This is a genomic window from Paenibacillus sp. FSL R5-0928, from assembly GCF_037970385.1.
GTDB lineage: Bacteria > Bacillota > Bacilli > Paenibacillales > Paenibacillaceae > Paenibacillus_AQ > Paenibacillus_AQ odorifer.
The window spans coordinates 4,760,572-4,773,107 of record NZ_CP150225.1 but is presented as its reverse complement, the minus strand read 5'-3'; the positions used below and the strand labels follow the sequence as shown (position 1 = coordinate 4,773,107).

General features: G+C 45.0%; 8 protein-coding genes and 1 tRNA gene. 8 read left to right on the top strand and 1 reads right to left on the bottom strand.

The genetic code is table 11. The features are described from left to right. The first annotated feature begins 167 nt into the window (after positions 1-167). Both MKZ16_RS21560 and MKZ16_RS21555 read left to right on the top strand, forming a co-directional pair. Complete coding sequence (locus tag MKZ16_RS21560) at positions 168-2,132, top strand: WG repeat-containing protein (protein ID WP_076104461.1); 1,965 nt, start codon at positions 168-170, stop codon at positions 2,130-2,132. Between the two features lie 304 nt (positions 2,133-2,436). Next, positions 2,437-3,153, top strand: a complete 717-nt coding sequence (locus tag MKZ16_RS21555) for a CAP domain-containing protein (protein ID WP_076104462.1) — start codon at positions 2,437-2,439, stop codon at positions 3,151-3,153. A 132-nt stretch (positions 3,154-3,285) separates the two neighbouring features. On the opposite strand, the gene MKZ16_RS21550 is transcribed toward MKZ16_RS21555, so the two are convergent. Next, positions 3,286-3,358, bottom strand: a tRNA-Lys gene (locus MKZ16_RS21550). A 239-nt stretch (positions 3,359-3,597) separates the two neighbouring features. On the opposite strand from MKZ16_RS21550, the gene MKZ16_RS21545 reads away from it, so the two are divergent. The 6 genes from MKZ16_RS21545 (at position 3,598) to MKZ16_RS21520 (ending at position 11,898) form a co-directional block, all read left to right on the top strand. Then, on the top strand, positions 3,598-4,437 hold the full coding sequence (locus MKZ16_RS21545) for a GDSL-type esterase/lipase family protein (protein ID WP_076104463.1): 840 nt from the start codon (positions 3,598-3,600) through the stop codon (positions 4,435-4,437). Positions 4,438-4,539: 102 nt separating this feature from the next. After that, positions 4,540-5,520 (top strand): ABC transporter ATP-binding protein, encoded by a 981-nt coding sequence (locus MKZ16_RS21540; protein ID WP_036685707.1) that lies wholly within the window; start codon positions 4,540-4,542, stop codon positions 5,518-5,520. After that, positions 5,513-6,502 carry an ABC transporter permease gene (locus MKZ16_RS21535; protein ID WP_036685819.1) on the top strand — a complete coding sequence of 330 codons (990 nt, stop codon included), beginning with the start codon at positions 5,513-5,515 and terminating at the stop codon, positions 6,500-6,502. Before MKZ16_RS21540 ends, MKZ16_RS21535 begins: the two co-directional genes overlap by 8 nt. Before the next feature lie 169 nt (positions 6,503-6,671). Further along, the gene (gene parE / locus MKZ16_RS21530) at positions 6,672-8,654 is read left to right on the top strand and encodes a DNA topoisomerase IV subunit B (RefSeq protein WP_036685709.1); all 1,983 of its coding nucleotides are present in this window, start codon (positions 6,672-6,674) and stop codon (positions 8,652-8,654) included. A 178-nt stretch (positions 8,655-8,832) separates the two neighbouring features. After that, the gene (gene gyrA, locus MKZ16_RS21525) at positions 8,833-11,274 is read left to right on the top strand and encodes a DNA gyrase subunit A (RefSeq protein ID WP_036685712.1); all 2,442 of its coding nucleotides are present in this window, start codon (positions 8,833-8,835) and stop codon (positions 11,272-11,274) included. Positions 11,275-11,466: 192 nt separating this feature from the next. Beyond that, entirely contained in the window at positions 11,467-11,898 is a 432-nt protein-coding gene (locus MKZ16_RS21520; protein ID WP_036685713.1) for a MarR family transcriptional regulator, read from the top strand. Positions 11,899-12,536: the final 638 nt, after the last annotated feature.

The window sequence follows — 12,536 nt, the reverse complement described above, 5'->3', positions numbered from 1 at the left end:
TATACAGAGGAGGAAAGAGAGGCAAAAATGCCCTAGAATACGCCTACCCCCTCTGCGGATTCCCCACCAAAGCTCCTCTCCCCCCAACCCCAAAGATCAAAAAGCACATAAACCAACGTTCTCCCATATTCTATAGGCAAATGCCTTTGTTAAAGGGGAGCGACTGGATGTTAAGGATTAGGTTGAATGAGCTAGGGAAAGGGAATGACAATGGTCTGATACAGGCGGATGTATGGAAATGGGATGGCATTGGCTGGAACGAATATATTACTCAGCAGGATGAGGATTTCATACGCACGGAAGAGGAGTTATTTGTCACGATTCCGGCAGAAGCGGGATTATATCGTGTAGATTACTCTAATAAGCCTTTTGAGGCGCCATACTTATTGCCGGAGTGGGTGGGGGACGATCTGCGGACCACGGGTCTGCATCCGGCGCCGTTTAATCTCAAAGAGGGCACACTTTGGGGATATATTAATGACGAAGGCCGTGTTCAGATTGAACCTCGGTACGAATATGCTGAAGATTTTCAAAAGAACGGTCTTGCCGTAGTTCAGCGAAAAAATAGCAGCGGGCTCATTGACAGCACTGGAAGAGAACGAGTGAAGCCGATCTATTCATTTATTGCGCCTTTTTCGGAAGAGCGCGCGGTCGTGTCGGATGCCAAGGGGTACACTTTTATTGATGAAAAAGGCAAAGAAGTGACGTCCGCCCGGTATGATTATCTGAACTCATTACATGAGGGGCGTGCACTATTTTCAAAACAAAATACAACCGGTGGCCAATCGCTATATGGATATGTGGACGCGCAAGGTAAAGAGGTGCTGCCCGCGATTTATGTGGATGCCAATGATTTTATGAACGGCGTGGCTTTGGTTAAAATCAAAGAAGGAGAGTATGCGCTCATCGATCCGGCTGGGAACATCCTGCATACTTATAACCATCCTTTTGTAGGAAGTCCGGGAGAAGGTTTACTCGCCTATCAAGCGACTGAAAACGGTAAATATGGCTATTTAAATACGGATGGTTCTGTAGGTATTCAGCCGCAATTCACCTCTGCTTTACCTTTTTCAGAGGGACGTGCGGTGGTGAATACCGCTGAGAATTATGGCAACGCCTACGGGCTGATTGATAAACAAGGGAAAATGATCATCCCGGCAAAATATTATGAAGTATTGCAGCTAGGTGAAGGCAGAGTAGCCATAGGAACGCCTGTATTCCCCAGCCAGCCTTATCGCGGATCACGTTATGTAATTGCAGATGCGGAAACGGGAGCGGTCCTGAGCAATCACACCCTGCTTGGCGTGAACAATTATCAGGAAGGATTGGCGTCTGTATTTGATGCTAAAGATACCTATTTTATCGATAGAAGTGGAAAAAAGGCAGCCCAGCCTCCAGTTATTCCAGGTGCAGGAACACTCACCCTTAGCGGACGTTTGATAAGAGCAGTTGTAGATCAGCGCACATCTTATTATGATCGGCAGGGAAAGCAGGTTTGGCGCCAAAATGGAGTCATTCCGCTGAGACCTCCCTATTCCGTAGTGGAGAAGAAATACAAACCGAACAGGGATTATCTGGTGTATTATCCGGTCGTTGAAGGGATTGCCAGTGCGGAAGTTTCGCGAGAGGTTAACGATAAGCTGCGCAAGCTATCCCTTGCTGAAGACGTTGGGAGTGGAGGGGTTTCCCAGGACTTTAGTTATAATGGTGATTTTTCAGTCTCTTTCTTCCGTAAAAACCTGCTGGTGCTGGAGCTGACCGGATATCGTTTTCCTTTTGGAGCAGCACATGGAATGCCTACCAAAATCTATCCGCATATTAATTTGCGCAGCGGCAGGTTCTATAAGCTGGGAGATTTGTTCAAGCCGGGCAGCAGATATGTGGAGAAGCTCAGTAAAATTGTGGGCAAACAGATCGAGAACGATCCACAATATTCATATGTTTTTCCGGATACGTATAAAGGAATTACCTCGGATCAACCCTTCTTTGTGGATAATGAAGCGTTGTATCTGTATTTCGCACCTTATGAGATCGCTCCGTATTCTGCAGGTTTTCCAACCTTCCGGATTCCTTATGCGGAGATCATGGGATTGATCTCTACGGAGGGCGAGTTCTGGCAGTCGTTTCATTAATCGACAGGTATCCATAGGTTTGCTGAAGTTGCCGTCCTTTCGGGGAGGGCGACTTTTTTTGTGCTTTCTTTCGCGAATAATAAATGAATTGGTATTTTTAGGCAGGAAAACAGCGAAAGAAAGCGAATGTATCTAGGAATCAGAAATCTTACAGTCAAGACTATTATATGTAAAAAATTAGAAGCGCACATTTGAGAGATTTATGCTACAATGACTGAGGAACAAATTACAACTTTGTAACATTTGTAGATGGTCACTCTAGGCAGAAGCATATATTACACGCAAGAAAAAAGGAGATGGCAGATTGAAGAACAAGACATTAAAAGCAATCATCGGTGGTAGTGTGGCAGCTGTTATGGCACTTAGTATTTCTCTTCCATTGGAAGCAAATGCGGCATCGAATGAATCGACAGTAACAATAAAAGGCACAAGTTATGAGCAAATATTACAATATTTTAAACAAGCTAATCTTGAGGGATTCCCTTTTTCGAATAGCACAATCGTGGTAACTAAGCCGCAAACTGGAACAGTACCAAACAAAGACAACACGACCACAACTACAACTACAAAACCGGTTACAAAGCCAGCAGACACAACTACTGTAACTAAGCCGACAGATAATACAACTACAACAGGTGCTGTGAGCAATAAAGGAACCTATGTTCAGCAAATCGTAACGCTGGTAAACAAAGAACGTGCAGCAGCTGGATTGTCACCTGTAGCTGGATTGGACAGCCTGCACAGAGTTGCCGCTACAAAAGCTACGGATATGCGTTCGAACAACTATTTTTCACATACTTCACCTACGTATGGTTCACCATTTGATATGATGAAATCCTTTGGCATCACTTATAAAGCCGCAGGCGAGAACATCGCAATGGGACAAAAAACACCAGAAGAAGTTATGAAGGCATGGATGAATAGTCCAGGTCACCGCGCTAATATTTTGAATGCTAACTTCAATTATATTGGTGTAGGTTATGATAATAATTACTGGGTTCAAGAGTTTATTGGTAAATAATACGAGTAGATGCTTCAGGAAGAAATCGTTCTCCGATGTAAGTCGGGGAGCGGTTTTTTTGTGTGGTGAAGATTAAAAATGCAACAAAAAAAGAAGCAAGGAACTTGTCCTTACCTCTTCTGTCTAGCTATATGGGTTATGCAGGGGTCGAACCTGCGACCTGCCGATTAAGAGTCGGCTGCTCTACCAGCTAAGCTAATAACCCGTAATGTCTAAAGAGTCAACGGTAAATATTATATAATGGCATTAATTAAAAAGCCAGTATTTTTTTATTTTTAAAAAAGTCCACACTCGCTCCTCGGCAAAAACACTGTAACAGCGGGATTTTTTTCTCTGCTAGACATTTGCAAAACTTGCATGGAAGAATTATGTTTATGTAACATAGTTAAGATCTTTGTAAATTGTGGAACAATACATAATAGAACGGCATACGGAGGGATAGCTTTGAAGGATTCGAAATGGACATGGCGCAGCGTCAGCTTGATTTCCATAGTAACAACTATAGTTTTGATGGTTGGTTTAGTTTATGCGGTTAAAGATATTATCTATCCGGTCGGAGAGGTTACCGAGAGCAGCTTGCCTCAGCAAACAGCCGCACCGGTGACGGAGACTGTCAAGCTCCTCAAAATTGTTGCGCTCGGGGATTCGCTTACCAAGGGGACTGGTGATAACACCGGAGAAGGGTTTGTTAAGCGTACGGTTACTGGTTTATCTGCAAAAGGTGTCACCGTAGACTTTTTAGGCAATATGGGGATTAACGGGTTGACTACTGCCGGGCTGTTAAGCAAACTGAACGAAGATGGTGTGGAGTATGCCTTGCGCATGTCGAATGTTGTTTTGCTATCTGTCGGAGGAAATGATCTGTTTAAGGATTCGGATATTCTTGAGAATAATGGGGCGCAGCAAGGAAACACAACTTCATCAACCTCTGAGCAGGAGCTGACTCCAGAGTCTTTATTAGCCGCTCTGCCAGAGGCAGCAGCTAGACTGGAGAAGATTCTCGATAAAATCTCACAGATCAATCCGAATGCGCAAGTTTACTATATGGGGCTGTATAATCCCTTTGGCGATATTCCAGAATTACTGGCACCAGGCAATCAAGCGGTAACGAAGTGGAATAATACGGCAATGGATATTATTAATAAGCATAGCAACATGACCTTGGTTCCTACGTTTGACTTGTTTAACAGACATTTGGACAAGTATCTATCCACCGATCATTTTCATCCTAATGGTGATGGCTATCAGCGAATCGGAGAACGGTTCATACAGGCTGTGCAGTAGTATATAGGTGAGTGTTAAATTTTGCAGTAAGATCATGTAGGTAAATGCCCTTTGAGCAAGTACAAACCGAGAAAATGACAGTCACAAGGAGCTAAATTAAATATGACAAAAGCGAATAGTGAAGACTCCGGCACAGTCGTCTTGTCTGTGGACGGGGTACGTAAAAAAATAGGACGGAAATGGATAATAGATGATGTTACTTTCGATGTGAGAAAAGGGGAGATTTTCGGCTTTCTCGGCCCTAACGGCGCTGGGAAGACGACCACGATCCGCATGCTTGTGGATTTGATTCGTCCTACTGAGGGCAAGATTACAGTATGTGGGTACAATGTGAACCGAAATCCGGAAAAAGCATTGCAATATGTAGGCTCTATCGTTGAGAATCCTGAGGTATATACCTATTTGACCGGGTGGGAGAATTTGCAGCATTTTGCCCGGATGCAGCCTGGTGTAGACAATGAACGTATTAGCGAAGTGGTAGATATTGTTCGATTAGATCAGCGGATACATGATAAGGTAAGTACATACTCGCTTGGGATGAGACAACGATTAGGCATTGCGCAGGCACTGTTGGGACGTCCACGGTTGCTTATTTTGGACGAGCCGACGAATGGACTTGACCCTAAAGGTATTAAGGAGCTGCGAGAATTCATTCGCAAGCTGGCGGATGAAGGGCTGGCGGTGTTCGTATCGAGCCATTTGCTAAGCGAAATTCAACTTCTTTGCGACCGTGTAGCGATAATTAGTAAAGGGCGTGTATTGGCTGTTGGTGCGGTAGATGAGCTGATCGCTCGTAATTCGCCGTATGTACTTTGGGAGCTGGAGCCTTTTGCTGAGGCTCGGGAAATGCTGGCTGATCGTTCAGATATTCAGATTCAGAAACTAGAAGACGTCACATTAGATGACTCAATTATTGCAGGGATGGGCCCCAATTCTTTAATAACGATCATGGATCAGGATCTGATCCCCGAGATTGTAGCCGTAATGGTTACTGCTGAAATCGAGGTGAGGGCTGTGCATAAAATTAATCCGACACTGGAACAGCTATTCTTGAAACTAACGGAGGGTGAGAATGTTGAGTAACTTGCTTCCGCTAATCCGTAATGAGTGCTTGAAGATTATAAAAAAGAAACGGTTTTATGTTATACTGCTGATTCTGATTGTACTGGTGCCTATGTTCACCTATGCACAGATGCGTTCAGCCGAACGGAGCCGGGAGAAGTTTAATTCCGATTGGCGGCTTGAGATCCAGCAGCAGATTATCGATAATCAAAATTCACTGGGAAGTGACCGGATTCCAGAGGAATGGAAGACTTATCGGCGAATATTTGTACAACAGCTTCAGTATTATCTTCACCATGACGTTAATCCGAATGAACCTAGCGGGGTTACCTTTACCCGTGAATTTATGGATAATTCGGTTACATTATTTATTCCGTTGCTTATTATGGCGGTGGCCTCAGATTTGGTCTCGGCCGAAAGGACAACTGGAACTATCAAAATGCTGTTGACTAGGCCGGTCAAGCGTTGGAAGGTGCTTTTTAGCAAAATGACAGCACTGCTAATGTTTGTCTCGCTTATCGTACTTTCCACATTTGCAATCAGCTACTTTATCTCTGGTCTCGCCTTTGGTTTTAAAGGATTTAACATTCCTGTTTTCACAGGCTTTAAAATAAGTGGTGATTCGCTAGATATGTCTACTGTACATGCAGTGCCCCAGTGGAAATATATGCTTATGCAAGGTGGTTTGATTTGGTTCGTCAGCGTAGTGGTTGCACTGCTCGCATTCATGATCTCGGTGCTTGTTCGCAGTACTGCCGCGAGTATAGTAGTTATGATGGCCGCGCTGATTGCAGGTAGTATACTGACCAATATGGCCTCTGCCTGGACAACAGCGAAATATTTATTTATGGTAAATCTTGGACTGACCAGCTATTTGTCTGGTACCCCCGCCCCCATTGAAGGGATGTCCTTGTCATTTTCCATGGCTGTGCTGGCTGTATGGGGAGCCGCTTCGGTGATCATTTCATTCGCCGTCTTTACGAAAAGGGATATTTTGAATTAGAATGAACAAAGTGACCAAAACGTTTGTTTGCATTTCTTAGAAATATAGGAGAGTATAATTTCACGTTATATTCTATCCTTAGGTTTTTGGCAGTAACGGATACCGTTCTTAACAAAAAGGACGGCCAATCCGTTTCTTCTTAGTATAGAGAAAAGAAGGAGGAGCATGAATGCTCGAACAGATCGATATGTTTGCTGAAGTTTCTAATAACGGCGAGAATGGCCGTACTGGATACGATGCTGACGACATTCAAGTGCTCGAGGGTCTGGTTGCAGTACGCAAACGACCTGGCATGTATATCGGCAGTACGAGTTCTTCAGGACTACATCATTTAGTATGGGAAATCGTAGATAATGCCGTAGATGAGCATTTAGCCAAGTATTGTACAAAGATTGACATACTGCTTCGCAAGGATGGCTCGGTAACCGTTAGCGATAATGGACGGGGGATCCCGACTGGAATGCATAAGACAGGGGTACCTACACCGCAAGTTGTATTTACAATTTTGCATGCGGGCGGTAAGTTCGGTGGATCGGGTTATAAAAAATCAGGCGGTTTGCATGGCGTAGGGGCTTCTGTCACAAACGCTTTGTCTGAATGGCTCGAAGTAGAAATTTATCGTGAGGGCAAAATCCATCGTCAGCGGTTTGAGTACTGGGTGGACAAGAAGGGCAAAGAGCATGTCGGCGAACCTGTAACTGGTCTTGAAATCTTGGGTAACACCAATAAAACTGGTTCGAAAATTACTTTCAAGCCAGATATTCGTGTCTTCCCAAATGGAATTGCTCTGAATTATGACACGCTGGCAGAGCGGGTTCAGGAGATTGCTTTTCTGAATTCCGGTCTGCGTATTACACTGCAAGATGAGCGGAGCAACCGTCAGGATGAGTTCTTTTATGAAGGTGGAGCCAGTCAATTTGTGCAGTTCCTCAACGAAGGTAAGGATGTTCTCCATGATGTTATTCATTTCAGTGCAGAAAAGGATGATATCGAGGTAGAAGTAGCTCTTCAATACAACGGAGGCTACACAGAAACCTTGGCTTCCTTCGTAAACTCCATTCCAACTCGCAGCGGGGGCACACATGAGACCGGCTTTAAAACTGCATACACTCGTGTATTAAATGAATATGCCCGCCGCACGCAACTGCTTAAAGAAAAGGATAAAAACCTGGAAGGTAATGATCTGCGGGAAGGCATGATGGCTGTCATCAGTGTAAAAATGTCCGAGGTTGAATTTGTTGGACAGACGAAGGATCAGCTTGGCAGTGCTTCCGCCCGTAGTGCAGTAGATTATATTGTTTCTGAAAATATGGCGCGTTTCTTGGAAGAAAATCCACAAGTTGCGCAGAGCCTGCTGAAGAAATCGATTCAAGCGTCGAAAGCCCGGGAAGCGGCACGTAAAGCCCGCGATGAGATCCGCACAGGCAAGAAACGCAGCGAAAGCTCGAATCTTGGCGGTAAGCTGTCTCCTGCACAATCAAAGGACGTTACACGTACGGAGCTGTTCATCGTGGAAGGTGATTCCGCGGGTGGTTCGGCTAAGCAAGGCCGTGACTCTAAGATTCAAGCGATATTGCCGCTAAAAGGTAAACCGATGAATCCGGAGAAGGCTAAGCTGCTGGACATCCTGAAGAACGACGAGTATAAAGCAATTATTTCTACGATAGGCGCTGGAATTGGTCCGGATTTCACTGTCGAAGACAGCAATTATTCCAAAATTATCATTATGACCGATGCCGATACCGATGGAGCGCATATTCAGGTGCTGCTGCTGACATTTTTCTATCGTTATATGAAGCCTTTATTAGATGCAGGTAAGGTCTTTATTGCTCAGCCTCCACTTTATAAGTTGACCCGCAAAACGGGTAAGCTGGAGACCGTAAGGTATGCATGGAGTGATGAAGAGCTGCAAAATTACTTAAAGGAATTCGGCAAAAACTTCGAGCTTCAGCGTTATAAAGGGTTGGGTGAGATGAACCCCGATCAGCTGTGGGAGACAACGATGAATCCAGAGTCGCGTACGCTGCTTCAGGTACAGATTGAGGATGCCGCTAAGGCGGAGCGCCGTGTTTCAACACTTATGGGTGACAAAGTCGATCCACGTAAACGCTGGATTGTTGAAAATGTCGATTTCACCGAAATTGTAGAGTAATGTCAGTGCTGCAAGTGACGATAATCCCGATTTTCTAAGAGTTTGGTGATTTATGGGACCTAGAAGATTTTTGGAACTGTAGGAGCGATAGTGCCCGGAATTCCAAAAATCCCTGAAGTACCCGAGAATCAGCACACTATTTTAAAACGGGCAGTTTGAGGAACAGAAGGTGAGCAAAGTGAGTAGTTTATCAGAACAATTTTTGCCGGCATTTCTGGAAGAGGTCGTCGGTGACCGCTTTGGTCGGTATTCCAAATATATTATTCAGGACCGGGCAATCCCCGATGTCCGTGATGGACTTAAACCCGTGCAGCGCCGGATTCTTTACGCGATGTACGACTCCGGCAACACACCTGACAAGCCATACCGCAAGTCAGCCAAAACCGTCGGAGATGTAATGGGTAATTACCATCCACATGGTGACTCCTCTATTTACGATGGTATGGTACGTATGGCACAGCCTTGGAAGATGGGGCATGTGCTAGTTGACGGTCACGGCAACTGGGGCTCCATGGACGATGACCCAGCTGCGGCAATGCGTTATACAGAAGCACGGCTGTCTCCCATTGCAATGGAGATGATGCGTGATATCGAGAAGCGGACCGTCTTGTTTAAAGATAACTTTGACAATACCGCCAAAGAGCCTGTTGTGGTTCCTTCCCGGTATCCGAATCTGCTCGTAAATGGCACGAGTGGGATTTCTGCGGGTTTTGCTACTGAAATTCCGCCACATAATCTGCGTGAAGTAATTGACGCTTGTATCGCAGTGATGCAGAAGCCAAATATTGAGCTGGAAGAAATTATGACCTTTATGAAAGGTCCGGATTTCCCTACAGGCGGCACGATCATGGGCGGAGACGGCATCATGGATGCTTACCGCACAGGTAAAGGGCGTATTTACCTGCGCTCCAAGACAGAGATTGAGAATATGCGGGGCGGCAAGCAGCAAATCGTGATTACGGAAGTTCCATTCCAGATTGTAAAATCACGGCTGGTTACTTCCATGGAGAATATTCGGCTGGAGAAAAAGATCGATGGCATTGCCGAGGTTCGTGATGAGAGCGGCCGTGAGGGATTGCGGATTGTAGTCGAACTCAAAAAAGAGGCTGATGCTCAAGGCGTGTTGGCCTATCTGCTCAAAAAAACCGATCTTCAAATTACCTATAACTTCAATATGGTTGCTATTGTTAACAAAGCGCCTCAGCAGCTTGGTCTAAAAGCCATCCTGGAAGCTTATATCGCGCATCAGCGTGAAGTTGTGACTCATCGCACCCAGTTCGATCTGGAACGCGCAGAAGACCGTGCTCATGTCTTAGAGGGCTTAGTTAAAGCACTGAACATTCTGGATGAGGTTATCGCTGCGATCAAAGCATCGAAAAACCGTCAGGATGCTCAGAACAATCTCGTATGGATGTTCGGCTTCAGTGAACGCCAAGCCGATTCGATCCTTACTTTGCAATTGTATCGTCTGACCAATCTGGAGATCACTTCACTCCAGAAAGAGTTAGATGAAATGATGGCAAAGATTACACATCTGCGCGGCATTTTGGAAAGCGACAAAAAGCTAGTTTCTGTAATCCGTAAGGAACTGCTGGAGATTCGCGACAAATACGGCATTGATCGCCGTTCTCTGATCCAAGGCGAAGTAGAGGAGCTCAAGGTTAGCCTTGAAGCTCTGGTCAACGCGGAGGATGTGCTAGTTGCTCTTTCAGCAGATGGTTATATTAAGCGGACTGGTATGCTTTCCTTCACCCGTTCAGGTGGGGAGCGTCATACCTCAGGCGTCAAAGAAGGTGACCATATCGTCAGGCTGCTGGATGTGAATACCCGTGACAGTCTGCTGGTATTTACCCGCAAGGGGCAATACTTCTTGCTTCCTGTGCACCAGATTCCGGAGTTTAAATGGAAAGAGCCTGGTACAGCGATTGTGAATGTCATTGGATTGTCTAAAGGAGATGGAATCGTTAGTGTGATTCCGGTTAATAATCTAGATGATCCGCAGCAAAGTCTTGTGTTCGTCACCCGTCGGGGTCAGGTGAAGCGTACAGAGCTCAAGGAATACTCTACAAGCCGTTCTGGAGCTGTAGCGGCCTGTAAGGTAGCCGAGGGTGATGAGATCATTACAGTGGCTTCCAGTACGAATGACAAGGACATTGTGCTGGTTACCCGTGAGGGAATGAGTATCCGATTCCATGAGAATGAGGTTAACCCTATGGGTCGCGTTGCATCTGGTGTAAGAGGAATTCAGCTGCGCGAGGGCGACGAGGTGATTTCCTGCTTCTGGGTCAGCGAAGATGAAGGCGAAATCCTTGCTATTTCTGATATTGGTTATGCGAAACGTTCATTACTTGTGGATTATCCATCACAAAGCCGTGGTGGCAAAGGAATGCCAACCTTCGAATTCAAGGAAGGCAAACGAATACGTCCAAATGGCAGCAGGTTAGCAGGGGCTTTCTATTGCAAGGAGCCATTAGAACTGAATGCCGTTACTCGTGAGAATGCCCACCATACGTTCTCCTCTGAATCAGCGCCGCTGGGCGAGCGTCGTTCTACAGGCAAACAGATTGTAGCTGTGGAGAAAAAGGATGAGATCATAAATCTTTTCCCATCGGTTCATTAAAACTAGCGATTAACAAGTGATTTTATAACGGCGTTTAGTCCGCTCTTTTGGAGGGTTGACTAAGCGTCGTTTTTTATTTTTTTATGCTGAAGGTCCGGCAGATTTATTTTTTCTTCTTTTGCAGGAAATGGAAGTTGTTTCGCGAAAATGTAGATATACCGGATAGAACCGCGAGGAAAGGAAGGAATAAGTGTGCATGCTTCTGAATTCAGTAAAATTTGGCATAAGATTTTAAAAGATTATAAATTACATATGGACAGTAATCTTGCTCCAACGCTGACGGATGCCCAACTTACTGTACTTGAACTGCTTCAGGAACGCGACGCCATGAAGCCTTCTGATCTGGCTCCACATTTGGCGACCAGTCCTGCAGCGGTTACGATGTTACTTGATCGGATGGAGAAGCATGAGCTTATTGTGCGGGAAAGAGATGCTTCGGACCGGCGGATTGTATGGGTGAGCATAACGGAGACTGGAAAGGAAGAAACTGCACGCGGTCTAAAGATCCGCAGTGATTTTTTTGCGGAAGCGCTTGATCCGATCTCCTCTCATAACCAACAGTTACTGCTCTACTTAATGGGCAAAATGGTTGTTACAACTACACCGGAGGGTTCTACACCTTGAAGCAAATAGCTTTGCTGTATCACTAGTGCATTTAGAGGATGTAGAAGCATTTAGAGTGTTAGAAGTATTTAGAGTATGTAGAAGCATTTAGAGTGTTTTAGAGCAATTAGAGGCATCTAGATGCTTTAGTTGTATTTTGTACAGCTATTATTTGCTAATTACTCGATTGATGAAATTTAACTGTATTTTATACAACTATTTTCTTGATTTACTTCTCTTTTTGCAGTTTCCCTGATTTTTAATTGTAAAAAGTACACTTAAAATCCGATCTACTGCTTTTTTATTCGGAATAAGTGTATAGAATGCAGTTATCTTACTTTTCATTTCAGATTCCATCTAGGAACCACTGCTGAACCACTGCTGATCCACTACTGATCCACTGCTAAACAGAGCGGTGGATCAGTTGGCTAAGTTCAGGTTGGAAGGTAGAAGAGATGTTTAATCTCAAAATGATGTTTAATCTCAAAGGGATATTCAATGCCCGGCTGGAATAATCGGACTAAGCATATCCTGCGGAGCTAGGAAGAACACTTCAGCGTGCGTGGACCCTCTTCCCATAGTCTGTTCAAGTAGCAGACGCAGAACCAAAAACGAGGCAGTGATTCTCCACTAACCGGAGAATCACTGCCTCGTTTTTA